At 62.0% G+C, this 22,202-nt stretch carries 26 protein-coding genes, 1 tRNA gene and 1 pseudogene; 16 read left to right on the top strand and 12 right to left on the bottom strand.

What is annotated here, in order from left to right:
• Positions 1-1,929 (top strand): BGTF surface domain-containing protein (locus tag G9463_RS19560; RefSeq protein WP_165897604.1); only part of this gene is annotated, 1,929 nt, incomplete at its 5' end.
• A gap of 150 nt (positions 1,930-2,079) precedes the next feature.
• A complete protein-coding gene (gene artA, locus G9463_RS19555) occupies positions 2,080-3,081 on the top strand; it encodes an archaeosortase A (protein ID WP_004957021.1) in 1,002 nt (333 codons plus the stop codon).
• Between the two features lie 24 nt (positions 3,082-3,105).
• Here the strand turns inward: artA and dph5 are convergent, their stop codons facing one another.
• A complete protein-coding gene (gene dph5 / locus G9463_RS19550) occupies positions 3,106-3,885 on the bottom strand; it encodes a diphthine synthase (RefSeq protein ID WP_165897603.1) in 780 nt (259 codons plus the stop codon).
• A 75-nt stretch (positions 3,886-3,960) separates the two neighbouring features.
• Here dph5 and G9463_RS19545 point away from each other — a divergent pair, with 75 nt between their 5' ends.
• The 4 genes from G9463_RS19545 to G9463_RS19530 all read left to right on the top strand — a co-directional run bounded on the left by G9463_RS19545 (position 3,961) and on the right by G9463_RS19530 (position 6,265).
• Entirely contained in the window at positions 3,961-4,941 is a 981-nt protein-coding gene (locus G9463_RS19545) for a class I SAM-dependent methyltransferase family protein (RefSeq protein ID WP_165897602.1), read from the top strand.
• 86 nt (positions 4,942-5,027) lie between these two features.
• Entirely contained in the window at positions 5,028-5,441 is a 414-nt protein-coding gene (locus G9463_RS19540; RefSeq protein WP_004957014.1) for a universal stress protein, read from the top strand.
• Positions 5,442-5,519: 78 nt separating this feature from the next.
• Positions 5,520-5,593, top strand: a tRNA-Thr gene (locus G9463_RS19535).
• A 366-nt stretch (positions 5,594-5,959) separates the two neighbouring features.
• On the top strand, positions 5,960-6,265 hold the full coding sequence (locus tag G9463_RS19530; RefSeq protein WP_127014724.1) for a hypothetical protein: 306 nt from the start codon (positions 5,960-5,962) through the stop codon (positions 6,263-6,265).
• Positions 6,266-6,336: 71 nt separating this feature from the next.
• Here G9463_RS19530 and G9463_RS19525 read toward each other — a convergent pair whose 3' ends face one another.
• From G9463_RS19525 to G9463_RS19510, 4 genes are all read right to left on the bottom strand, one after another.
• Positions 6,337-7,377 (bottom strand): NAD(P)-dependent alcohol dehydrogenase, encoded by a 1,041-nt coding sequence (locus tag G9463_RS19525; RefSeq protein ID WP_165897601.1) that lies wholly within the window; start codon positions 7,375-7,377, stop codon positions 6,337-6,339.
• Positions 7,378-7,536: 159 nt separating this feature from the next.
• Entirely contained in the window at positions 7,537-8,172 is a 636-nt protein-coding gene (locus G9463_RS19520) for a PGF-CTERM sorting domain-containing protein (protein WP_165897600.1), read from the bottom strand.
• 54 nt (positions 8,173-8,226) lie between these two features.
• On the bottom strand, positions 8,227-8,469 hold the full coding sequence (locus G9463_RS19515; RefSeq protein WP_004957007.1) for a hypothetical protein: 243 nt from the start codon (positions 8,467-8,469) through the stop codon (positions 8,227-8,229).
• Positions 8,470-8,511: 42 nt separating this feature from the next.
• Entirely contained in the window at positions 8,512-9,375 is an 864-nt protein-coding gene (locus G9463_RS19510) for a cytochrome c oxidase subunit 3 (protein WP_004957006.1), read from the bottom strand.
• A 165-nt stretch (positions 9,376-9,540) separates the two neighbouring features.
• Here G9463_RS19510 and G9463_RS19505 point away from each other — a divergent pair, with 165 nt between their 5' ends.
• From G9463_RS19505 to G9463_RS19495, 3 genes are all read left to right on the top strand, one after another.
• Positions 9,541-10,887, top strand: a complete 1,347-nt coding sequence (locus tag G9463_RS19505; protein WP_007187771.1) for a hypothetical protein — start codon at positions 9,541-9,543, stop codon at positions 10,885-10,887.
• Positions 10,884-11,195 (top strand): C2H2-type zinc finger protein, encoded by a 312-nt coding sequence (locus G9463_RS19500; RefSeq protein ID WP_007187770.1) that lies wholly within the window; start codon positions 10,884-10,886, stop codon positions 11,193-11,195. Before G9463_RS19505 ends, G9463_RS19500 begins: the two co-directional genes overlap by 4 nt.
• An 83-nt stretch (positions 11,196-11,278) precedes the next feature.
• Positions 11,279-11,563 (top strand): DNA-directed RNA polymerase subunit L, encoded by a 285-nt coding sequence (locus tag G9463_RS19495; RefSeq protein WP_004957000.1) that lies wholly within the window; start codon positions 11,279-11,281, stop codon positions 11,561-11,563.
• Between the two features lie 2 nt (positions 11,564-11,565).
• Here the strand turns inward: G9463_RS19495 and G9463_RS19490 are convergent, their stop codons facing one another.
• Positions 11,566-12,414 carry a hypothetical protein gene (locus tag G9463_RS19490; RefSeq protein WP_165897599.1) on the bottom strand — a complete coding sequence of 283 codons (849 nt, stop codon included), beginning with the start codon at positions 12,412-12,414 and terminating at the stop codon, positions 11,566-11,568.
• Between the two features lie 292 nt (positions 12,415-12,706).
• The gene (hisF, locus tag G9463_RS19485; protein ID WP_004956996.1) at positions 12,707-13,522 is read right to left on the bottom strand and encodes an imidazole glycerol phosphate synthase subunit HisF; all 816 of its coding nucleotides are present in this window, start codon (positions 13,520-13,522) and stop codon (positions 12,707-12,709) included.
• A 65-nt stretch (positions 13,523-13,587) separates the two neighbouring features.
• On the opposite strand from hisF, the gene G9463_RS19480 reads away from it, so the two are divergent.
• From G9463_RS19480 to G9463_RS19470, 3 genes are all read left to right on the top strand, one after another.
• A complete protein-coding gene (locus G9463_RS19480) occupies positions 13,588-13,830 on the top strand; it encodes a hypothetical protein (RefSeq protein ID WP_004956993.1) in 243 nt (80 codons plus the stop codon).
• A gap of 93 nt (positions 13,831-13,923) precedes the next feature.
• Positions 13,924-15,135 (top strand): FIST signal transduction protein, encoded by a 1,212-nt coding sequence (locus G9463_RS19475; protein ID WP_004956991.1) that lies wholly within the window; start codon positions 13,924-13,926, stop codon positions 15,133-15,135.
• 3 nt (positions 15,136-15,138) lie between these two features.
• A complete protein-coding gene (locus G9463_RS19470; RefSeq protein ID WP_165897598.1) occupies positions 15,139-16,356 on the top strand; it encodes a HAMP domain-containing sensor histidine kinase in 1,218 nt (405 codons plus the stop codon).
• Positions 16,357-16,441: 85 nt separating this feature from the next.
• Here G9463_RS19470 and purL read toward each other — a convergent pair whose 3' ends face one another.
• A complete protein-coding gene (gene purL / locus G9463_RS19465) occupies positions 16,442-18,604 on the bottom strand; it encodes a phosphoribosylformylglycinamidine synthase subunit PurL (RefSeq protein ID WP_165897597.1) in 2,163 nt (720 codons plus the stop codon).
• A 329-nt stretch (positions 18,605-18,933) separates the two neighbouring features.
• On the opposite strand from purL, the gene G9463_RS19460 reads away from it, so the two are divergent.
• A complete protein-coding gene (locus G9463_RS19460; RefSeq protein ID WP_004956984.1) occupies positions 18,934-19,299 on the top strand; it encodes a hypothetical protein in 366 nt (121 codons plus the stop codon).
• A 65-nt stretch (positions 19,300-19,364) separates the two neighbouring features.
• Here the strand turns inward: G9463_RS19460 and G9463_RS19455 are convergent, their stop codons facing one another.
• Together G9463_RS19455 and G9463_RS19450 are read right to left on the bottom strand one after the other, a co-directional pair.
• The gene (locus G9463_RS19455) at positions 19,365-19,697 is read right to left on the bottom strand and encodes a hypothetical protein (protein WP_165897596.1); all 333 of its coding nucleotides are present in this window, start codon (positions 19,695-19,697) and stop codon (positions 19,365-19,367) included.
• A gap of 311 nt (positions 19,698-20,008) precedes the next feature.
• A complete protein-coding gene (locus G9463_RS19450; RefSeq protein ID WP_011223593.1) occupies positions 20,009-20,545 on the bottom strand; it encodes a hypothetical protein in 537 nt (178 codons plus the stop codon).
• A gap of 89 nt (positions 20,546-20,634) precedes the next feature.
• Here G9463_RS19450 and G9463_RS19445 point away from each other — a divergent pair, with 89 nt between their 5' ends.
• Positions 20,635-20,868, top strand: coding sequence for a DUF2249 domain-containing protein (locus tag G9463_RS19445; protein WP_004956978.1), 234 nt, complete (start codon positions 20,635-20,637; stop codon positions 20,866-20,868).
• The gene (locus G9463_RS19440; RefSeq protein WP_165897595.1) at positions 20,865-21,182 is read left to right on the top strand and encodes a cupin domain-containing protein; all 318 of its coding nucleotides are present in this window, start codon (positions 20,865-20,867) and stop codon (positions 21,180-21,182) included. Before G9463_RS19445 ends, G9463_RS19440 begins: the two co-directional genes overlap by 4 nt.
• Positions 21,183-21,261: 79 nt before the next feature.
• On the opposite strand, the gene G9463_RS19435 is transcribed toward G9463_RS19440, so the two are convergent.
• Positions 21,262-21,534, bottom strand: a complete 273-nt coding sequence (locus G9463_RS19435; protein ID WP_165897594.1) for a glutamyl-tRNA reductase — start codon at positions 21,532-21,534, stop codon at positions 21,262-21,264.
• The gene (locus tag G9463_RS19430) at positions 21,531-21,815 is read right to left on the bottom strand and encodes a DUF2249 domain-containing protein (RefSeq protein ID WP_049919043.1); all 285 of its coding nucleotides are present in this window, start codon (positions 21,813-21,815) and stop codon (positions 21,531-21,533) included. The genes G9463_RS19435 and G9463_RS19430 overlap by 4 nt, the downstream gene beginning before the upstream one ends.
• Positions 21,816-21,904: 89 nt before the next feature.
• Between G9463_RS19430 and G9463_RS19425 the strand changes: the two are divergent.
• Positions 21,905-22,202: pseudogene (locus G9463_RS19425) on the top strand (hypothetical protein); the annotation flags it as partial.

The following is a 22,202-nucleotide window of genomic DNA, read 5'->3' as shown; positions in this document are numbered from 1 at the left end:
ATCAACCAGACATCCGGCTTCGACGCTGACGATGGCCCGTACACGGTCGAAGTCACTGACCGACAGACCAACATCACGGTCAGTACCGACCAGATCAACGTCTCCGAATCTGAAGACGGCGACGCCGGCTTCGAGAGCAGCGTTGTGACCGACGAGCGCGGTGACGTGGTCAACATCACATACCAGCTTGATAACGAAGACGAAGCTGTTGTCTTCGTCGGCGACGACGACGACGACAACTACGCCATCTCCGGAACTATCGACGACGACGACGGTGACGGCGAAGTTACTGTCTCGTTCAACAGCTACCTCGCTGGACTGGCCGGCAGCACGACCGACGGTAATACCATTTCGGCTAGTGACGTGCTCTTCGTCGAAGGCGACGACGAAATCAACAACGTCGTCGAGACTGGCAGCTTCGCCAAAGACCGTAAGAGTCTCGATGACGAGACAATCGAAGCTTCCAGCTACAACCTGAACGTCACTGCAGGCGCGTCTCAGAGCGGCAGTGCTGATGCTGTCGGGACGCTCCGACTGAGCGAGCGCTCGACCGAGAGTATGCGTAGTTGGGTTGCACCTCGCGACGCCGAACTTGACGACGATGACATCGATATTCGTGACCGTATCGGTCAGAACCTGACGCAGTCGGACGAAATCGCGAACAAGTCGATTGTCGTCCATCAAATAACTGCCTCTGGTGTCGAGGGTGCCCTCGAATACCAGCAGGAGGTTAACAACTCGAATGATGCCACGCAGGCATTCCTAGCGGCTGGTGCGCAAAACACCATCTCCGAGGACGCTAGCCGTACCAACGGGGCGAACGCACTGAACTTCTCGGTCGAAAAGACCAACGTTGGTGCAAACACCGACGATGAGGAGCTAGTCCTGAACGACACGAACACGGTCGTTGTCGACGACCCTGACAACAACACGTACTTCGTTGCAGTGAAAACGGCACTGGCAAAGTACGATGGCGGCAACTCTATCCGCAGTCAGGATGACACCGACGAGATTACGGCCAACTTCACCGTGACGCCGTACGGTGCATTCGAAAATGATAACGATGGTGTTGACGACGACTACAGCGTCGTTGAACGGGATGCATCCATCGATACGACTAACGGTCTTGTGACGGCACAGGCTGCTGCTGACCAGCAGATCACTGGCACAACCTCGATTGCGCCTGGTGCAGAGATCGAGGTCGAAGTCGAATCCGAAAGCGAATCCAACCCGTTCCTTGAGCGACCTGAAACGACGGTCAACGCTGATGGGACGTTCGCTGCAGCAGTGGACTTCAGCGACCAGTCGGCTGGTACGAACTTCACTGCACAGTTCCTAGACACGAACGGTGACCAGCTGGGTGACGAGGAAGACGGACAGCTCACCGATGCGGCCACGGCCACCGTGAGCATCAGTGACCAGGAATCCGACGGTAGCGAAGTCGTCGTCGACAGCGCGCAGCTGTCCGCCGGTGGCTTCATCGCAGTCCACGCCGGTAACGCATCCGGCGACGTCGTCGGGAGCTCCGAGTACCTCGAGGCAGGCAGCCACGAGGACATCACGATCACGCTCGACGAGCCGATGGACGAGGACTTCACTGCGGTCGCAATGCCGCACCTCGACACCAACGGCAACGAAGCGTACGACTTCCCTGGCGCTGACGGTCCGTACACCGCTAACGGCTCCGCCGTTACGGACAGTGCGAACGTGACTGTTGGCACCGAGGAAGAGCCGACGGCCACGGAAGAGCCGACGGAAACCGAAACCGAACCGCCGGAAACCGAGGAGCAGACTGAGGAGACCACCACCATGGACTCCGGAACCGACGAAGCTGAGACCACGGAAGCGTCCGGTCCCGGCTTCACGGCAGCCATCGCGCTCATCGCGCTCGTCGCTGCTGCGCTCCTCGCCGTCCGACGCGACAACTAACTGGAATCGCTCCAGTCTCTGAACACCGTTCTTTCTTTTGCGTGCTACGCCGGTAGCGGCGGCGCTGTCGTTGACTCGTTCTGACGACGACGACACCGCACAGTAGCGCAACGACAAAACATATACGCCGGTTTGGCTAACGTACAGGCAATGAGTGAGACAGTCCTGCAGACGGGTGTCGACATCGCTGGACTGTCGTTCGACCCGGTCACGGTCTCGGAACCGCTGATGTGGCTCGTTCTTGCGGCGTTTCTCGGAAGCGTAGCCGTCGCCCAGTACGACGAAGAACTTGCCCGCCCAGTCGGGACGGTCGGCTGGGTTTTGTTCGCAGCGTACTGGCTCGTTCTGGCACCACACTTCATTTTGATACAGAAAAGCGTCGTCGAGGGACTGGGAAGCGTCATCGCCGTGCCCCTGTCGCTGTACACCGGCTACTTACTCTGGAACGGCCGGGAGTCGCTGCTGGTGTTGACCCGTGCCATCGGTATCATGGGCGTCATCTACGTGCCCTTCCTCACCATTGGACCGCTCCGCCAGACAATCATCGAAGTCGTCACCGATCAGGTCGTCTTCCTGATGACGCTCATCGGGTACGACCCGATGGTGGTGGACGGGCTCTCGCACAACGGCATCGACATCGCGTCGAAGCAGTACCCCTACGAGAACACGTTCTGGTTCGACGGGAACGAGCGGCCGATAACGTACACTATCATTCTGGCCTGTACAGGTATCGGCAGCATCTCCATCTTCGCCGGCGGAATACTAGCAGTCAAGGCACCGTGGCGGCGGAAACTCCGCGTGCTGGTCGTGGCCGTCGGCATCATCTACGTGTTGAACCTCATTCGGAACCTCGGGATCGCGCTGGCATTTGGCCTCCAGAAAGCGCAGTTCTTCCCGGGAACGGTCATGGCGCTGTTCGGCCTTAGCGACGCACAGCTGGTATCCTACTACATCGTCGACCGGATGCTGGCGCAGTTCGGCTCAGTCATCGTCCTCGTCGGGCTGACGTGGGTACTGATGCGGGAGCTACCGGAGCTCACCGTTATCGTCGAAGACCTCCTGTTTCTGGTGACTGGAACCGAGTACGACCTTGGAACGACATTCGAAAAGGACCAGTCGGAGTCGGGTCCTGCGACGCCCGGTGACGACTGAACTGCGTCGCGGAACCGACGCTCGCTATTCTAACGCTGCTCCAGCAACTGACTCCAGTGTATCCGCCTCAAGTGGGTGGAGCGAACCGGGAATGACGAGCAGATGTAGCGGGTCGCCGAACGTCTGCGTAGCGAGTTCATCGAGCGTGTCAGCGGCCACTAATGGGTCTGGACTGCCGGCCCTGGCCACGACAACCCCGAGTGTGTCCGGGAATGGCTCCGACAGCATGGTGGCGGCCTGACTGGCGGTCATGTACGTGTCATCGCTGTCCTCCCAGTGGGGGTCGTCGACTTTGATGTCGAGGTAGACCAGCGTGTGCAGGTCCCGGTCTCGATTGTCCTCGATGGTAGCGACGACGCTGTCCGGAACGCCGTCACCGCCGTGTGCGTCCTCGAACGGAAGGGTCGTAGCCTTCCCGAAGCGGTAGTTCTGCAGGCCGGTCAGCGAGCCGGCAGCAGTCTGGGCGGTCGTCCCGTGAACGATTCGGGTTTCGATACCACGGTCCTCGGCCCGAAGCCGGAGGTCAGCGTGTGTCGTCGAGACCATCGTATCCCCGGCGGTACAGAAGACGACGTGTTCGCTCTCGGCGGCTTCGAGAATCGGCTCAGGGTCCTGCTCGATGCCGGCTCGGTCTCTGCGTTCGATACTCGTCTCCAGTGTGTCCTCCAGCGTTTCGATATCAGTACCGATCAGCCGGCTCGTGTAAAATTCGGCGAACACCCGGTCAGCGTCCCGGATGGCGTCGCGGCCCGCGACCGTGACCGAGCGCTCATCATAGAGGCCCAGCCCGACGAATGTGAGCATATCTGAAGTGGGTCGCGGCCGGGGATAAAGGGCGCGAAGCGTCAGGCTTACCGCCCGTGGTCGGGGAGGGGGAGTATGGGCGTTCCCTGCGTTCGCGTTCCCCGTGAGGCCGGCGAAGAGACGCGCCAGCGCCTCGCCGAGGCAAACCTCGTCGACGACGGCTATGACATCACGGTTGTCGACGGGCAGCTGTACGTTCCTGTTACCGACCCCACAGCGGTGCCGTCGGACCTCACCGTTGTCGAGGCAGACCCACCGGTCCGCGAGGGCCAGACGATGCCGGCGGACGCCCTCGACTTCGACCCGAGCTACGAGCGCATCGGTGATGTCGCGATTGTCGATGAAGATGATGACGAGCGAGCCCGAATGATCGCCGATGCGATCATGGATTCGGACCTGCCCGTGCGAGCGGTGTTGAACCGCGCATCGAAGATCAAAGGCGAACAGCGGGTCCGGGACTGGGACATACTTGCTGGTGAAGGAACAGAAGTCACCCACCGAGAGTACGGCTGTACGTTCGACCTCGACCTCGCCGAAGTGTACTTTTCGCCGCGGCTGGCGACGGAACGCCATCGCGTCACCAAGCAGGTCAGCGAGGGCGAGCAGACCTTCGATATGTTTGCCGGTGTCGGCCCGTTCGCGATTCCGTTCGCCAAACGCGGGGCGACCTGCGTTGGGACCGACATCAACGAGACGGCGATCGAGTATCTCCGGGCAAACGCGGAGCGTAACGGCGTCTTCAACCGCGTGACGGGTATCTGTGGTGACGTACGCGAGGTGGCCGGCGAGTACGAGGACTGGGCCGACCGCGTCGTGATGAACCTGCCACACAGCGCCGACGAATTTCTGGAGACCGCTGTCCGGCTGGCGGCCGACGAATGTGTGGTTCATTATTACGATATCCAGCACGAGGACGACCTGTTCGGGCCCGGCGAGAAAGCGATCCGGGCGGCTGCGGAGCCAGCCTACGACGTGACGGTCGAAACGCGCCACACTGTCCGGTCGTATGCCCCGAAGGAACACAACATCGTCCTCGACGTTCGACTGACACGCTGAAACGAACAGTTATTATCATCACCGGTACGGGGACCGAATTGCTTAACGACGAGGAAGTCGGACGCTTGTATCTAGGAGGGTAAAATATGTACACAATACTTGTTCCCGTCGACGCCGATGAGGACCGCGCTCGCGGCCAGGCCGCCTTCGTCGCGGAGCTACCGTCTGCTGAGACCGAGATCGAGGCCGTGATCACACACGCATTGACCAAGGAGGAGGCAGAAGCGCCCGAGGAGATACGCAACGTCGAGCGGATCTCGACAGTCAGACTCGTGCGTGACTACCTCAAGGACCACAACGTCGATGTCCAACTGGCCGAGGGTCAGCAGCCGCCGGCCGACGGCATCGTCGAGCTGGCCGACGAGTTCGACGCCGACCAGATCGTCATGGGGTCGCGAAAGCGGTCGCCGACCGGCAAGGCCGTGTTCGGGAGCGTGTCCCAGCAGGTCCTGCTTGAGGCGGACGACCCGGTCACCGTCGTCGGGTCCCGAGAGGAGTGAGAACGTTCCTCTCGGTAGCCCCAATTCGCAATCCTTATTGCGGTTATGCGTCCAACAACTGATGTACGCGAGCGACGCGCCGGTGTAGCTCAGACTGGCAGAGCGAATCCTTCGTAAGGATTAGGCCGAGGGTTCAAATCCCTCCACCGGCTTTCTGCGAGGAACTAACGTGACGAGCGAAAGCTACTGTGGGATTTGAATCAGGGAGGAGCTTTGCTCCGACCGTGGTTCACAATCTTCCACCGGCTTCCCCTTTCCAGTGCCGCCTTGACAAGTAGTTTTCATACCTATGACAGCCTGTCAGCAGCCGTCGGTCCTGCGTCGCTGGCATAGCGATGTCGCACGAGCCATATAAAAACGACCCTCGTCAGTGATGCAATACGGCAACAGGGCGCTGGACAGAACATCCGGTTGTAAACGATGGTCACACAGTACGGACTACCGGCGGGTACTGCGGTGTGCTCACGAGAGCGCCACGATGGACATATGTGTGGGCAGTCAGAGGGAGTGTGGTCCTAATGGATTTCAGAAACGCCTGGCACCGCGACACCGATGAAGAGGTCTGTTGCATCGCCTGCGGTGACACGGTTGCTCGGTCGAATGCCCGCGAATACGACAAGTACGGCGACCGCTGGAACCGCGACGACAAGTCCTTTGAGTACCTGTGCAAGCCCTGCTACCGAGGGTACTGTCACTTCAGCCGGACTGGTCTGGAAGACCGGCTCGAAGCGGCCGGTGCCGGGACCGTAAGCCGAGACGCGTTTCTCAGACGCTATCATGATCTGGCAGACGAAACGGAGCAGACCCGCGCGGACGGTCGGTAAGCCGAAAGGCGGGTGCCCTGTTCGGCGATACGGCACCGCAACGCAGGCAGTTCAAGAAGCGAACAGACGCTTCAGGGTGTGATGACTGCTCGGCCGTCAATCTCCCGGTCTTCCAGCATCTGTGCGACGGTGTTCACGTCGCCGAGGTCGTACTGGGTCGTGTGCAGGTCGACCGCGCCGCGGTCGACGAGCGCAACCAGTTCCTGCAGTTCGGTGTACTGACCGACGATGTTACCCTGATAGGCGAACTCGCCGTTGACGAGCGCCTGAGCAGGTTCGTGGATGTGCCCGCCGTAGCCGATGATGTGGTGGTCGCCGCCGGCGGCACAGATGTCTGGCGCGAGCGCCGTCGTCTCGTCGGCCCCGACGAAGTCAAGCACCTGTGCGGCACCGACGCCGTCGCTGATGGCTTCGACCTCGCTGGCGACGTCCTCGCTTTCGGGGTCGATGGTGTAGTGTGCGCCGAGGTCGTCGGCGAGGTCGCGGGCGGACTGCTTGATGTCGACAGCGACGAGGTCAGCGGCACACATCGCGTCGAGACACTGGAGGCCGATGTGGCCGAGGCCGCCGATGCCGATAACGACAGCGGTGTCGCCCGGGTTGAGCCCGTTGACGGCCTTCTTCGCCGCGTGGTAGGCCGTGATGCCGGCGTCGGCGTGCGGGGCGATGTCGGCCGGGTCGACGCCCTCGGGCAGGGGAATGACCGACCGGTCGCTGGTCAGTAACTGGTCGGCGAAGCCGCCGTCCGTCGTCAGGCCGTTGAACGCGTCGTTCTCGCAGTACATCGTCTCCCCTTGCCGGCACGGTCGGCAGGTGCCACAGGTCTGGACCGGATGACAGATGACCTGGTCGCCCTCAGCGACGATGTCAACGTCGTCGCCCGTTTCGATGACTGTCCCGGCGTTCTCGTGGCCCAGTGTCATCGGGAGGTCCTGCGGGACGTACTGCTCCCACATTCCCTCGATGATGTGGTTGTCAGTCTGGCACCAGCCGGCCCCCTCGACTTCGACGATGACATCATCTCCGGATGCAACCTGTGGCGCATCTACGTCGTCTATCGAGAGTCCGTCCGACATATCGTGCGTGTACTCGTGGAGTCTGGCTGCGCGCATCGTCCTGTATCCGGACGAAACGACAATAAACCCGCATTATAAAATATCGGATATATTAGCGGTATCGCTCGTTGCAACATTTAGAACTGTATTAGCCACCCGGCCAGAGTCTGTCGACGCTGGGGGGAAAAACAATGCGTGCGGGACGCTCTCAGCTACTCAGTCTCGACTGGCCAGCAGTGCGGCCCCGAGCAGCGCCACAACGGCGACAGGAATCCCCATTCCGGGGCCGAAGGCCGACGACGGCGCGGGGCTGGTCGCGCGGATCGGTTCCTCGACCGGTTCGTCAGCCGCGTATTCCCAGACAGCGGTCTCGTTCTGAACGATATCAGCGTTCGAGGACGAGATGTCAGCGGGCATTGTCAGCTGATACTCGACCGCGACACCGTTGCCGAAGGCCACATCAGTATCTTCGTTCGCAGTGACGAATGTCCGGTCTTCGTACGTGACGTTGCCCTCGCTCGCGTTTACCGACACGTCGCTCTCGGGGCCGGGATTCCAGTCCGTGAATGTCATCGAGAGTGTGACGTTCTCACCCTCCAGTTCTTGATCGTACGTGTAGTTCGACATCCGACTGGTGTTCACGTCGGCCAGAAGGTAGCCTTCGACCGAGTCATAGCCCTCCTGCTGGGCCTGGCTCTGCAGGCCGTCGTACACAGATGGGGACATTTCGAGGGTCAGGTCGTACTCCGAAACAGTGCCGTCCGCGGCCACTGTTGAGTCAACCGTCGCTGTCACACACCCGGAGAGAACGACGAGAGCAGCAAGACCAATCGCAGGGACAATCCGATGCATACCTCACCGAATCGGATGGGCTGGCATAAGCCTTGTTACCGGGGTCGACACGGCTCAATGTGTCAGGACCAGTAGCTGGTCGTCAGTCCGAACGAGACAGAAGGGCGACCCGGGGTCTCCAAAGGTGTTCGTCCGCTTTTCGCTGATAAAGAGCGTCTCGAACTCGTTGCCACAGGCCGGACAGGCGAACCCCTTCCGGTTCGACAGGGTCATCGTCCCGCGGTCGTCTTTCAGCAGCTTGAGCCCGTGTCGGTACTCGTGTACGTCGAAGCTCCCGCTGACATCTAGCCGGTCCATGCGTGTGAAACGAGTGGCAGCCGTCTAAAGCTCGTCGGCGACCTACACCAGGTTCGCGCCCATATAGAGCACGACGACGAGGAAGATCCAGACGATGTCGACGAAGTGCCAGTACATCGATGCCGTCGAGACGGAGGTGTGCCGTTCAGCCGAGTACTGACCGTAGTACCCGCGAATAAAGACGATACCCAGAAGGACAGCACCCATCGTGACGTGGAGGCCGTGGAGGCCCGTCAGCCCGTAGAATGCGGACCCGTAGATGCCACCGCCGATGCTGAAGCCCTTGTGAACGATGAATTCGTAGTACTCGTACACCTGGCCGCCGATGAAGACGATTCCCAGTAGCAGCGTCGCGCCCAGCAGCTTCAGGAACCGGCTCCGGTTCCCGCTCCGGAGCGCGATGTGACTGTAGTGCAGCGTCACCGAACTGGCGATCAGAAGCAGCGTATTGACGATCACGAGTGAGCCGAACACCTCAGGAACGGCCGCCTGTGTCCAGACCTCGCCGCCACGAACGATGAAGTAGTAGACGAAGCCAGCGCCGAAGGTGGCGATTTCGCTCCCAAGGAACAGGAGCATGGCGAACTTCAGCGTCTTGTCCGAGTGGTAGTCCGTCCCGCGTTCCCAGAAGTCCGAGACGAAGGCGTGGTACAGCCAGCCGTAGATGCCGACGAGGAAGAGGCCGACACTCCCGGCCATCGCTCCCGCCCCGACCGTCTGGCTGACAAGTGCGTTTTCGCCCATCGAGAGCACGAGCAGGGCCGCGCTGACGTAGATGCCCGAACCACCGATTGCCGTCACAAAGGGCCACCAGCTGGCCTCACCGAACCCGTGGGGCCAGTCCTCCGTCGCCGGGAGGTGATGCTCCCCGTGCCCGTCGTCCGCGTGTTCATCGGAGACACTCATACTAGGGCCCTTGCGAACGGAATACTAAAAGCCCATCCAATTCCCTGCGGTGCGTTCCGTCTCCAGCCCAGGCGAGGAGTGGCTCGCCCACATCCCGGAAGCTACACGAGGGCGAAGGCCCAACTGCCGACGATGACATCTGGGAGGCGTCGTACGGTCGCGCTGGTGGTGTGCGGACTGGGCTGGCTGGCCGCGACGGGGACGGCAAGCGCACACGGCGGCAGTCTCGCCGGCGGCGGCCGCGAGTCGCTGACGATACCGACGTGGCTCTTCCTGAGTACCGGTGGTGCGGCCGTCGGCGCGTCGTTCTTGCTGGCGTCGTTCGTCACCGACCGGACGTTCGTGGAGCGCATCCACAACTGGGGCCGTCCGCTATCGGGTGGTTTCGAAGGCATCCTACGGCTCGCTGGGCAACTCGTTGGGCTCGGCGGACTCGCCGCGGTGTTCGTCGTGGGCTTCTTCGGACCGACGAACGCCCGGACGAATCTCGCAATACTGCTCGTCTGGGTCGGCTGGTGGGCCGGGCTCGCGATGACGACGTACCTCGTAGGCAACAGCTGGGCGACGCTCAATCCATTCAAGACGCTCGCCAAACTCCTCCCGTCGCTCAACCGCAGTTACCCGGCCCGCGTCGGGTCGTGGCCTGCCGTCAGTGGGTTGCTCGTGCTGGTATGGGTCGAGGTCGTCAGCCCGCTCGCCGACCAGCCGCGACTGCTTGCGTCGGTTGTCGCCGGATACACCGTGCTGACAATTGCGGGCGCACTCGTGTTCGGACCCGACGACTGGTTCGCCCACGCTGACCCGGTGGAGCGGGTGTTCCGCTACTACGGTCGCTTTGCGCCTATCGGCCGCGACGAGGACGGCCTTCGACTTCGGCTTCCCGGCATGGACCTCTCGACGCCGCGGCTGGTCGACGGCCCGGACGAAGTCGCCTTCGTGGTCGCCCTGTTGTGGGTCACGACCTACGACGGGTTGGTCACGACGCCGGCCTGGCGCGACCTGACGACGCCGATCGTCGACGCCGGCGTCCCGCCGCACCTCCTGTATCCAGTCGCGCTCGGGCTCGGCTTCGCCGGCTTCCTCGGCGTGTATCGGCTCGCGGTCCGGCTTTCCCGCGATATGTCGGATACGTATCTGGCCCCAGCGGTTCTCGCACAGCGGTTCGCGCCGCCGCTCGTCGCTATCGCCGTTGGCTACCACTTCGCGCACTACCTCGGGTACTTCCTCGTGCTCGCCCCATCGCTGGCCGTCGCGCTCACGTCGCCGTTTGCGGACCCGGCAGTAGTGCCGACCATCGACCTGCCGGCGTGGTTCGGCGCGGTTGCGCTCGCGTCGGTCATCGTCGGTCACTTGGTCGCTATCTGGGTGGCCCACGCCGCCGCATACGACCTCTTTCCCGCGCGACTGCAAGCGATTCGGTCGCAGTATCCCTTCATCGCGGTTATGGTGTTCTACACGATGACGAGCCTCTGGGTCGTCTCCCAGCCGGAGGTGGCACTCCCACATCTATGACTGACACAGCAACCCAACCAGCGGCCGATACGGCAGCGACAAGTACTGACGACGAAGCAGCCTACGATGTCCCGGCCGACGCCACGGCCTACAGCTGTTCGTACTGCGGCCGGCCGTTCGCCCGCGAGTCCTGGCTCGCGCTCCACCGCGGCCTAGCCCATCCCAACGAACTCGACGACGAGGAGGTCGAGGCCTTCCGGGTAGCCCACGACGAGGAGGAAGAGTCGCTTTCGACGTTCCGACTCCAGGCACTGGGCGCACTCGTCCTCATCTACTTTGGTTTCCTGATGGTGTACGCGCTCGTGTGAACTTCACTCGTTTTCGAGGCATCTCTGACGACTACGGACGGGAAGCGAAGCGTTGATGGGTCGCAGGTGACCAAACAGTGGGTATGGACCTTCGCGTTATCGACAAATCCGACACGGAACTCTCTATCGAAATCGCCGGTGAGGACCACACGTTCATGAACGTGATCAAGGGAGCGCTACTGGAGACAGAGGGCGTCACGGCGGCGACCTACGACGTGAACCCGGAACAGTCCGGTGGCCAGACGGACCCGGTCCTGACCATCAAGACCGAGGAGGGCGTCGACGCGCTGGAGGCCCTCGAAGACGGAACCGACGCCGTCATCGAAAAAGCAGACAACTTCACGGACGCGTTCGAAGCCGCCGCGTAATTCTAACAGAGTATGTACGTGACGAACACGCGTTCGTCCGGACCAACGTGGATGTCGAGGCCAACCAGTCCGGTGTCCGCTCGCTGGATTCTGTTGCCCCGCTCGAGGTAGCTGTCGACGAGTGCGGTCGCCAGCGCCGTCTCATTCTGGAACTGGTCGAGCGACTGGGGTGTTCGGTCGTAGGCCACCTCATAGCTGACCACGACTGGGCGCTCACAGGGGAGGTCGAATCGGGACACGCCCTCCCGCGTGGGCCGCTCTGCGTTGTCGTATCTCGCATCGACACGGCCCTTGTTGTAGTAGGCTGCAGCGTCGTCGATGGTCGCGTTCCGTGAGACGGTTCCGCCGCCGACGCCCGACCGCCGGACATTGTACACGTCAAGGTATGTGTCCTCGACATCGGCAATCGAGAACGAGTTGACCGTGTCGCCGCTTCCAGCAGGGGACGCAATCGGCGGTGGACCAGCGGGAGTTTCAGCGGCAAAGCCCGGCAGCGTGATGCCGCCCACAGCGGCGAGTACGATGAGCCCGAGCAACACTGCTACGGCGGCGTAGCCGATCACATACTTCGTCTCGAGTACGTCCAGCCAGCCGGTCTGTATGTCATCGAGCGGGTCGTCTTCCGGTGGCCCCACTCGTCGCTCGAAGTTACTCCCGCCACAGCGTTTGCACGGCGGAGAGTTCTTCTGATGCTGGCGACCGCAGTCCAGACAGACCCATCTGGGCCCACCCTCGACGACCTCTTCGTTGACCTGCGTCACGGCCTCCTCAAAAGAACCGTGGCCGCAGTTATCACACGGCGGGTCGTTCTCCTCGTGGGGTTTGCCACACCATTCACACCGCCATTTCATTGTTGATTCTCCGTGGTGGGCGAATAAAACCTGCCCGATGCCAGGCCACAGTGCCGCGGTTTTCTGGGGACGGTCCCCCGCAGTCGGTCGGTCAGTTGGCTCGACAGATACAATCCACCCTGTGGACAGGTCCTGCCAGTAGCTAAAAAAGATATGCCCGCAAACAGTGAGAACTGACATGGAACCTTGGGGCGCGGAGAAAACCGATGCTATCTGAGGCGTCGGGAAAACTGCGGCATACAGAGAGACTGGTACGTGTGTTTACTATTGCGACCCCAAGCCGGAGACGGCGTTACAGTCGGACCGGAATCCCCTTGCTGTCGAGATACTCTTTGGTCTCGGCGATAGAGTACTCGCCGAAGTGGAAGATAGAGGCGGCGAGGCCGGCGTCCGCGCCTGCGTCGACGAACACTTCCTCCATGTCTTCCGGACTACCACAGCCTGAGGAGGCGATGACGGGCGTCGAAACGGTGTCACAGACGGCTTTCATCAGCGGGATGTCGTAGCCATCCTTGGTCCCGTCGGCGTCGATGGAGTTGACGAACAGTTCGCCCGCGCCGCGCTCTTCGGCCTCGGTGGCCCATTCGATGACATCCAGTCCGGTCCCTTCGCGGCCGCCCTTGACCGTGCATTCGAACCAGCAGGACTCGCCGTCGACCTCGGTGTAGTGCTCGCCCTCCTCGTCGAAGCGCCGACGGGCGTCGACGGAGATGACGATACACTGGCTCCCGAAGGCCGCCGCGCCCTCATTGATGAGGTCGGGTTCGGCGATAGCGCCGGAGTTGATCGACACCTTATCTGCGCCAGCCCGGAGCGTCTCCTTGATGTCGGCACGGGTACGGATACCGCCGCCGACGGTCAGCGGGATGAACACCTCGTCGGCCACGGCCGAGACAGTATCAAGCATCGTTTCGCGTCCCTCAGCGGAGGCAGTGATGTCCAGAAAGACGAACTCGTCGGCGCCGGACTCGTTGTAGGCCTTTGCCATCTCCACCGGGTCGCCGGTGTACTCCAGATCCTCGAAGTTGACTCCTGTGTACACCGCCGCGTCCCCGTTCTCGTCCACGTCCACGTCGATACAGGGGATGATCCGTTTCGTAAGCGTCATTCGATACCTGTGGGTTCGACGCAACGCCGTTTGACCGTTTCGACTGGTGCAAGTGTCTGGCCGATATGCAGTGGGAATCCGACAGCTACACGTATGGCGCCCCAGAAGCACCGACCATGGCAGACGACCACCACGAGGAGGACCGGCCGGATTACGACCCCGAACACGTCGAACTGCCCGCGCGAGAACCGCCGCTTCGGTCGACGGCCCCACAGAGCTCGTTCACGATGTCTCAAGTCGGCACGGGGCTCGGCGTACTGCTGGTCGGACTGGTGCTTACCTTCGGCATCGCGCTGGCGCTTGCCTGATCGAATTGGCATGACCACGGCGGCCAGCATGAATATCAGATCTGATACTTCTGGGGAGAGTATATAGGTTTCCACGCCAACAACTGTTGTACTATGCCGTCCCAGTCGGACGCGAGTACGGTGGTCGCAACAGGAACGTCAGTGGCGACCACTGGTCGGCGCGCTGGCCGAGAGGCGACCAGCACTGCTCGTGACCGACTGGATGCCGATCGGGTGGACTTTTGTCAGGTGTTTTCCAGCACTGGGTTCGATGCTGAAGCCGTTCTGGCGGGCGTAACTGCCCTTGTCGACGATGAGACAGCCGTTGTCGGCTGTACGGCCGGCGGTACGTTCACCGAAGAGCGAGCGATGGACGCCGGCGTGGCAGTCACACTCGTTACCAGTGACTCGTTCCGGTTCGATACGGCCCTGGCCACCGGTCTCAGCGAGAACACCCGCGGGGCTGTCAGAGACGCCGTCCGGTCGCTCCCGGAAAACATCGAGGAACCATACCAGTCAGCGCTTGTCCTCCACGACGGGCTCGCGGGCGTCGGTGAACAGTTGTCGCTGTCGGTCCAGCGACGGCTTGGCCCCTATGTCGAATTTGCAGGTGGGGCGGCGTCTGACGGTCTCCGAATGGAATCGACGCCAGTGTTTTGCGATGCGTCGGTTGTTGAGGACGCAGTCGTTCTCGTGCTCATCTCCGGGAAAAAGCGTCCGGTCATTACCGTCAACCACGGGCACACCCCCATCTCAGAGCCGTGGGAGGTAACCGATGTCTCCGGAAATGTGGTTCACGAACTCAACGGTGAACCAGCGTTCGAAGTGTGGAAAGACGCTGTTCGAGACCACGTTGCGGAGAGAACAGGAATAGCGGTCGATGATGTCCCAGTCGGTTCAGCGGAGCTCAGGAAGCTCATGGTCGCATACCTGTTCGGTATCGACCAGGGCGAGACCTACAAGATACGCTGGCCCCGGACTGCGATTGAAGAGACTGGCGCACTGCAGTTCGCCGTTGATATTCCGGAGGGGACTGTCCTCCGTATAATGCATGGCAACAGAGCGGACCAGATCGCGTCCGCTGAGCAGGCTGCTGCAGACGCTGTTTCGCTGTGTGACGGGAATATCGCTGGCGCGTTCGTCTACGACTGTGCGTGCCGTCAGATTCTTTTCGACGACGCGTTTTCATCGGCTGTCGATGGGATCACATCGACCCTGTCGGCCCCAGTCGCTGGATTCGAGACGTACGGGGAGCTGTGCATGCAAGCTGGGCAACTCAGCGGCTTTCACAACACGACAACAGTGCTCTTTGCACTGCCGGAGTAACAGATGAATCGAACAGGGCTCGTTTCAAAGTTCGCAGAAACGGTTGGTATCGAAAAGGCGTCGGCTATCGTTGACGACGCAATGGCTGACCTCGGTATTGGTGGCGAAACGGAGATAAACGGCACGGATGCACAGGATATCTGTGATATAATCCAGCACAACAACGAGGGATATATCGCGCTCGTCGCGAGTGAGCTCCGCGTACAACTGGCGGCACAAGAACGGTTTGACGCGCTCCTTGGGAATATCCCTAACCCGGCTGTTGTCGTCGAGTTTAAACAACGAGAACCGTACGTCAAGTCGATCAACGAAGCGTTCGCGGACTCGTTCGGCTACGACCGGACGGATGCAGTCGGAACGGAGCTTCGGGCACTCCTCGCGCCGCCCGGAGCCGACGCCGAGGTTATCAGGGCAGACTGGTGGGAACAGACCGGCCAGTCAGAGCAAGAGGTCAGACGGATGACTGCATCAGGGGAGGTCCGGACCTACCTGTTCCGGAGCACTATTGTCACGCATGACAGCAGTCAGCTGGAAGGGTACGGGATATACACCGATATCACTGAACGAAAGCGCCGCGAACAACAGCTGAAACACCAGAACGAGCGCCTCGACGAGTTTGTCAGTATCGTCAGCCACGACCTTCGGAACCCGTTGAACGTCGCATCCGGCCGCACCCACCTCCTGCTCAATGACACCGAGGATGCGGCTGTTCAGGAGGGGCTACAGGAGGTTGCTGCGGCACACGAGCGGATGACACGGATCCTCGATGACACCCTGACGCTCGCTCGGCAGGGGCGCGTCGTCGGAGAAACCGCAAGCGTCCCCATCGAAACCGTCGCAGCCGACGCATGGCAACAGGTCGAAACTGAGGGCGCAACGCTCACGGTCGAAACTGAAGCGGTCATCGAGGCGGACTCAGAGCGCCTCCAGCAGCTATTCGAGAATCTCTACCGGAACGCCATCGAGCACGCCGGCGCGGAATGCACCGTTGTCGTTTCCGCGCCCGAGGCACACGAGCAGAACGGGTTCTCTATCGCGGACGACGGCCCTGGCATTCCACCAGACGACCGTGAGCTGGTGTTCGAACGCGGCTACTCAACGAACTCGGATGGGACAGGGTTCGGCCTGTCAATCGTTCAGAGCATCGCTGAAGCGCACGGCTGGTCGGTCGCAGTCTCTGAGAGCGAAATGGGCGGTGCGCGGTTCGATATCCGCTGGTAATCAGGCTATAGTAGCCATTGCAAGTCATTACACACCCAATCGCAGGACGGCACTGCGATCGGTGTGTAAATCGTTCCAATTGTTACTATAGTTCGTCGTCGATGACCGACCGCAGGTCAGCGATGTCCGCAGCGTTGTACGCCAGCGTCTCGTCGTTGACCGTAATATCGAGTCCGTTTGAGTCGTTCGCCTCGCCCAGTTCCGTCACTGGGGCGACGCCGTCGAAGGCCTCCCGGACCGCCGCCGGGTCAGTCGTCTCGAACACGACCCGGCCGGGCCGCTCGTTGAACAGGAGTCGAGCCGGGGTGCCGTGCTCGGTGGTCCCGATTCCGACCGACGCACCGGCGTTCTCGTGGACCATCTCGGCCAGCGTTACCGCGAGGCCGCCGTGGCTCACGTCGTGGCTCGCCAGTACGTGGTCGGCGTCGGCGACCTCGGCAATCGTCTCGATGACCTCAGTCGAGTCCGCCGGGAGGGCGGGGAAGCGGTCGGTCCCGCCGAACTGCGCGGTGTACTCGGACCCGCCCAGACGCGGGTCGGTTTTGCCCTCCAGTGCGGTGTCCCCGACGACGACGAGCGTTCCCTCGCCGGACAGCGACAGCGGCGGGGCATCGTAGCCCTCCTTGACGCCGACCAGCGCGAGCGTCGGTGTGGGGGGAATCGGTCCGTCCTGGGAATCGTTGTACAAGGAGACGTTCCCCCCGACCACCGGCACGTCAAGGTCGCTGCACATGTCCGCCAGGCCGTCGACAATGCCTTTGAAGCCGCCGTACACGTCAGGCTTCTCGGGGTTGCCGCCGTTCAGACAGTCCACAGCCGCATGGGGTGTCGCGCCCTTCGCGGCGACGTTCGTGGCGTTTTCCAGCGCGACGGCGCGTGCACCTTCGTACGGCGCGGCGTCGGTCCAGTTGGGGTCCGCGCCAGCAGAGAACGCCAGTCCGGTCCCGGCCTCACGGATGGCGAGCAGTGCGGCGTCGTCGCCGGGCAGGACGCTCGTGCGGACCTGCACCTCGTGGTCGTACTGGCGGTACACCCACCGCTTCGAGGCGCAGTTCGGGCTGCTGACGATCTCCTCGAAGGCTTCCTCCAGCGCGACCGTTGGCAGGTCTCGTTCCTGTCTTGGCGGCGCGTCGCTGGGCAGGTCGTTCATCGGCGCGCCCTCACCGAGGAACTCCGCGTCCACGTCGACGACCGTCTCGTCCTCGAACGTGCAGACGTAGTTCGTGCCCGGCTCGGTGAGTTCGCCGATGACCGAACAGCCGAGGTCGAACCGCTCGGCGAGTTCGGCCACGCGGTCGACGTCCTCGGGCGCGACCTCGTACACCATCCGTTCCTGACTCTCGGCGAGCAGGTACTCCATGGCGTTCATGTTGGGCTCGCGCTCGTGGACGCGGTCGAGTTCGATACGTGCACCGAGACCGCCCTTGGCGACCAGTTCGGACGACGCGCCGCCGAGGCCAGCGGCCCCAAGGTCGCGGGCCGACTCGACGAGTTCCTCGTCCAGCAGCGCCTCGTTGCACTCGACGAGTAGCTTCTCCGAGTACGGGTCGCCGACCTGCACGGCCGGTCGGTCCTCCGTTTCAGCGTCCTCCGCGAGGTCCTCGCTGGCGAAGGACGCCCCGCCGAGCCCGTCTCGCCCCGTCGCGTTGCCGACGAGAACGAGCTTGTTGCCCGGCTCCTGGGCTTCGGCAGTGATGGTCCGCTCGGGCTCCAGCAGGCCGATACAGGACACGTTCACGAGCGGGTTCCCCTCGTAGTCGTCGTGGAAGGCGACGCTCCCGGTGACAGTTGGAACGCCGATGCAGTTCCCGTAGTGGGAGATACCCTCGACGACGCCCTCGAAGAGATAGCGGGAGTGCTCCCGGTCAAAGTCGCCGAAGTACAGACAGTCGGCCAGCGCGATGGGGTAGGCCCCCATCGACAGTGTGTCGCGGACGATACCGCCCACGCCGGTCGCTGCCCCGTCGAACGGGTCGACGTAGGACGGGTGGTTGTGGGACTCGACGCCCATCGTGATGTACATCTCCTCGCCGTTGCCGTGGGACGGCAGGGAGACGACGGCTGCGTCGTCGCCGGGGCCGATGACGACCTGATCGCCTTCGGAGTCGAACGCCGACAGCAGGGGGCGAGAGGAGCGATACGCGCAGTGTTCGCTCCAGAGGTTCTCGAAGAGAGCGGCCTCCGCCCGTGTCGGCTCCCGACCGATCTCCTCGACCACGAGTTCGTGGTCCGCGTCGGACAGGCTCATTACCTCCTCGTGGCCGCCCACAAGATAAGTCCCTTTCCATGCACCCGCGCTGGCAGGACGCGAACGTCCGGTAGCACACAACTCGCACCTGTCGAGGCGAGCGCCTGTTCAACAACCCGACACACCGCCCATAGCTGAGACTCACAGCTGAATACGAGTGGGCACCGGCATCGGCTATGGACTTTCAGGAGGGACAATATTGGTCTTTAGAATAGCTATCCCGCGTACAATTACCTCAAAATCTCTGGAGAGCCCATATCTCTCTCCTTTTCAAATCAGATAACTGGCCCTCGCAGTATATATGGCCGCTAGCCATACCCGAATGCAGTATGGGTGCTGGCGATGGTGACTGGCTGACACTGGAGGGGAGTTCCTTCTCCAGCCGGTCCTTCTCCAGTGTGTGGGCGGTGGCGCTGGCGACCTACGGCGTCGGCGACGTGGTCACCACTATCGCCATCGTCTACTTCGTCCCGACGTTCACCGAGGCGAATCCAGCGATTCGGTGGGCGATCCAGTCGTTCGGCGGCGGCGGCTTCCTCGGACTCAAACTCCTCGTTATCTACTGCTGTCTCGGCCTGAGCATCTGGGGCGGCGTGCTGGAGGAGGACCCGCTGCTCTACTACGGGCCGCCGGCTCTCCTGACGGTGCTGGGGCTCGCCGTGACCGGGTTCAATCTCACGCTCCTGTTCTCCTGAAAGGCCCTCACGGGCGTGGTGCTTCGGAGCGGAGGCGCAAGCAAGAAGTCTCAGTCGTTGCCAGACTATTCAGCCGTCGTGTTGCTGGTAGTGTTCCCGGCCGACTGGGTAGGAGCCGATGTCGGGGTTTCGGTGAGGAGCGAACTCGGCGGTGGCGAGCCACTGCCGCCGCTTTCGGTCGGTGTGGAGTCAGTTCCGTCCGGTGTCTCTGTTGGTGTCGATTCTGTCGGGCTGGGCGTCATCTCGGTGGTGGGCTGGTCGGGGGCCGAGTCGCTGCTGTCGGTGAGACCAAGGGTCCCGACGCCAGCACCGATGACGGCGAGTAGAAGGAGCAGAACCAGTCCAAGAAGCCGCTTGTTGTAGGTCCCGTCCGCATCTCGGAAGATACCGCTACTCATCTCAGCTCTGCCTCCGGCCCGCCGCGACACCACGCTGGAAGTAACCCGGTCTCATCGTTTTCTGATAGTTTGTTGCTTTTGTCGTGGAGGAGGCCTCCACTGTCCCACCAAGCCACCGATGTCCCACCCAGTTGACTCAGTATACGACATGTCGCCCAGCAAACCGTATAATGGTTTCCATGTCTTCAGCCGTCAAGACAGGCGGTTTACTCCCACAGTATTGCGGCAGTGTGAGTCCCGGGCCGACCATCTACCCAGAGATTGTCTCGATGTGAGTACACGGAAAGCGCTACTGCGATGACTGTCCGCTGTCAGAACGGCACGCTGTCGTCGGACGCTTCATCTCCACCGTCCGTCCGGAGTTCGCCGGTTTGCCGGTACCGCGTTTCGAGTTGCTGGAGTTTGTCGTTGATGCTCGCGCTCTGGTGATGGTTCGGACTCACGCGGACGCGGACACGGTCGTACTCGTGGCGGTCCGACAGCCCGTTCCAGGCGCGGAACGCGCCGACAGTCAGCGTGTCGCTCTGGGGGCAGAACTCGGTCGTCGGCGTGAACTCCGCTCTGAGTACACTGCTGTCGTCCGTTTCACGGCCGTAGCGGAAGCCCGCGTCTGGGTGCCGGTGGTCGAGGTTTAGCCGTGCGAGGTTGTACCCGAAGGTCATGTCGTACACGCCGCGCTCGTCGAACAAATCCATCGTGAGGCGGTGGAAAGTGGCGTGGTCGTCGCCGGTCAGTACTGCGGTCTCAGACAGGAACGGACCGGGGTCCGGGTTACGTTCGGGAACGAACGTCCCGTAGCTATCGAACCCGACATCTGAGCCGCCACGGAGGCCGGAGAGAAGGCTCATATTGAGCAGAACACGCGGTAGACATCAGGCCTTACTCCCGAACGTGTTCGGGGGAACCCCCTCCACGGCTCCCAGTAAACACGCAGGTGATGCCAGCAACCACACTCGACCTGCGGGAAACGCCGCCGGCGGAACGACACGCCAAGATACACGACTCGTTTGAGGCGCTGTCCGCCGGGGAGACGCTTCGAATTATCAACGACCACGAGCCCAAGCCGCTGTTCTACGAGTTGCAAGCCGAAGTCGAGGCGTTCGACGCGGCGAACTACCAGTGCGAGCAGGACGGCCCACAGAAGTATATCGCCGACCTCCCAAAGCAATGAGCGAATCGACCGCCGCAGAAACGGAGCGAGCGACACTCGACGGCGATTCGGACGGTCGGACCAGACTGTTCGACGGGGAGCCAAAAACCATCCAGTTGACGCTCGATGCAGGCGAGTCGATTCCGCCTCACACGCATCCCGGTCGGGACATCGTGTTCCTCCTCCGTTCGGGCGCCGTGGACCTGACGCTTGGCGACGAGACGCTGTCACTCTCGCCCGGAGACGTCGTTCGGTTTGACGGTGACCAGGACATCTCTCCCGCTGCAACGGCGGACAGCGAGGCACTGCTAGTGCTCGCAGCGTCGTCGGAATAGGCTCACTACCGGCTGTACCTTCGTACAGCTATGTGCGCCCCCGGGGGACCAATCTTATTCACGGGCGTACAGCCCAGTATCACTCGAACAGTGAGAGCGCTGTTTCGATCCGTTCGTCGTCCGAACTCCTCGCCGCGTCCCGTAGACTCGCTCGAGGGACAGCGAGCAGTCGCTCGACGAGTCGTTCGCTCAGTTCCTCAACGATGAGCCGCTGGTCAGCCGTTAGTTCGCCATCAGTCTGTAGCTGTGACAGCGTCCGTTCGAGTTGCTCCCGCTGAATCTTCGCTCCTCGGCTGTCGATCTGAGCGATCGCTTCGTCGACATCGACAGGTGGCTCTGTGTTCCGACTCATCTGCGCCAGATGATTGTCACTGTCGCGTCGTCGGTCTCAACACTTTCGAAGTCGTAGCCTCTGTCCTTGAGTTTCGGGTAGAGATGCTGCGGGGCGCGGTCGTTGAACTGGACGAGGATGGTGTCATCGTTCAACTCCGCAAGCCGCTCTAGTGTCTGCTTGAGTGGCTTCGGTGGCCCGAGCGACTGCACATCAAGCCGTTCCATCGGCGCGTCATCGGGCGCATCCGTTTCCGAAATCAGGGCTGCGGTTTGCGCTGTTGGCTGGTGGTTCGCCGTCATGTGTTCCCGTTTGGCTGTGACCGGGCCGACTGTTTTCCCGAACATATTCGGCCACATTGCCAGCAAGGACAGGGTCGTAGTAGACAACAATGAGCGGAATACCTGCTGACGTGGACGCAGACGCCGCACCGCCAATGACGGTCCCGCTGCGTCATTTCGTCGTCGCACTGGCGTTTCTGGTCGCTGGTGTCTCCGTTGGCGTCGTCGAGGGGCGGGCCGGCCACCTCGCGCAGGTCCACCTCCTGCTTGCGGGGTGGGTCTGTCTCACGATTATGGGTGCGCTGACACAGTTTGTCCCGGTCTGGTGCGGAATCGAACTCCATTCCCGCCGCCTTGCTGCTGTGCAGTTACCGCTCGCTGCGGTCGGGTTCGCGGGGCTGGCGGCTG

It is taken from the genome of Haloarcula sp. JP-Z28, assembly GCF_011440255.1.
Lineage (GTDB): Archaea > Halobacteriota > Halobacteria > Halobacteriales > Haloarculaceae > Haloarcula > Haloarcula marismortui.
Note: the sequence above shows the minus strand (reverse complement) of the source record. Positions and strands in the feature narration are given on the sequence as shown.

What these genes read in the sequence shown, in the direction of transcription:
- artA (WP_004957021.1), top strand. Translation starts at nt 2,080, where the DNA reads ATGAGTGAGACAGTCCTGCAGACGGGTGTCGACATCGCTGGACTGTCG.
- dph5 (WP_165897603.1), bottom strand. Translation starts at nt 3,885, where the DNA reads ATGCTCACATTCGTCGGGCTGGGCCTCTATGATGAGCGCTCGGTCACG.
- G9463_RS19545 (WP_165897602.1), top strand. Translation starts at nt 3,961, where the DNA reads ATGGGCGTTCCCTGCGTTCGCGTTCCCCGTGAGGCCGGCGAAGAGACG.
- G9463_RS19540 (WP_004957014.1), top strand. Translation starts at nt 5,028, where the DNA reads ATGTACACAATACTTGTTCCCGTCGACGCCGATGAGGACCGCGCTCGC.
- G9463_RS19530 (WP_127014724.1), top strand. Translation starts at nt 5,960, where the DNA reads ATGGATTTCAGAAACGCCTGGCACCGCGACACCGATGAAGAGGTCTGT.
- G9463_RS19525 (WP_165897601.1), bottom strand. Translation starts at nt 7,377, where the DNA reads ATGCGCGCAGCCAGACTCCACGAGTACACGCACGATATGTCGGACGGA.
- G9463_RS19520 (WP_165897600.1), bottom strand. Translation starts at nt 8,172, where the DNA reads ATGCATCGGATTGTCCCTGCGATTGGTCTTGCTGCTCTCGTCGTTCTC.
- G9463_RS19515 (WP_004957007.1), bottom strand. Translation starts at nt 8,469, where the DNA reads ATGGACCGGCTAGATGTCAGCGGGAGCTTCGACGTACACGAGTACCGA.
- G9463_RS19510 (WP_004957006.1), bottom strand. Translation starts at nt 9,375, where the DNA reads ATGAGTGTCTCCGATGAACACGCGGACGACGGGCACGGGGAGCATCAC.
- G9463_RS19500 (WP_007187770.1), top strand. Translation starts at nt 10,884, where the DNA reads ATGACTGACACAGCAACCCAACCAGCGGCCGATACGGCAGCGACAAGT.
- G9463_RS19495 (WP_004957000.1), top strand. Translation starts at nt 11,279, where the DNA reads ATGGACCTTCGCGTTATCGACAAATCCGACACGGAACTCTCTATCGAA.
- G9463_RS19490 (WP_165897599.1), bottom strand. Translation starts at nt 12,414, where the DNA reads ATGAAATGGCGGTGTGAATGGTGTGGCAAACCCCACGAGGAGAACGAC.
- hisF (WP_004956996.1), bottom strand. Translation starts at nt 13,522, where the DNA reads ATGACGCTTACGAAACGGATCATCCCCTGTATCGACGTGGACGTGGAC.
- G9463_RS19480 (WP_004956993.1), top strand. Translation starts at nt 13,588, where the DNA reads ATGCAGTGGGAATCCGACAGCTACACGTATGGCGCCCCAGAAGCACCG.
- G9463_RS19475 (WP_004956991.1), top strand. Translation starts at nt 13,924, where the DNA reads ATGCCGTCCCAGTCGGACGCGAGTACGGTGGTCGCAACAGGAACGTCA.
- G9463_RS19470 (WP_165897598.1), top strand. Translation starts at nt 15,139, where the DNA reads ATGAATCGAACAGGGCTCGTTTCAAAGTTCGCAGAAACGGTTGGTATC.
- purL (WP_165897597.1), bottom strand. Translation starts at nt 18,604, where the DNA reads ATGAGCCTGTCCGACGCGGACCACGAACTCGTGGTCGAGGAGATCGGT.
- G9463_RS19460 (WP_004956984.1), top strand. Translation starts at nt 18,934, where the DNA reads ATGGGTGCTGGCGATGGTGACTGGCTGACACTGGAGGGGAGTTCCTTC.
- G9463_RS19455 (WP_165897596.1), bottom strand. Translation starts at nt 19,697, where the DNA reads ATGAGTAGCGGTATCTTCCGAGATGCGGACGGGACCTACAACAAGCGG.
- G9463_RS19450 (WP_011223593.1), bottom strand. Translation starts at nt 20,545, where the DNA reads ATGAGCCTTCTCTCCGGCCTCCGTGGCGGCTCAGATGTCGGGTTCGAT.
- G9463_RS19445 (WP_004956978.1), top strand. Translation starts at nt 20,635, where the DNA reads ATGCCAGCAACCACACTCGACCTGCGGGAAACGCCGCCGGCGGAACGA.
- G9463_RS19440 (WP_165897595.1), top strand. Translation starts at nt 20,865, where the DNA reads ATGAGCGAATCGACCGCCGCAGAAACGGAGCGAGCGACACTCGACGGC.
- G9463_RS19435 (WP_165897594.1), bottom strand. Translation starts at nt 21,534, where the DNA reads ATGAGTCGGAACACAGAGCCACCTGTCGATGTCGACGAAGCGATCGCT.
- G9463_RS19430 (WP_049919043.1), bottom strand. Translation starts at nt 21,815, where the DNA reads ATGACGGCGAACCACCAGCCAACAGCGCAAACCGCAGCCCTGATTTCG.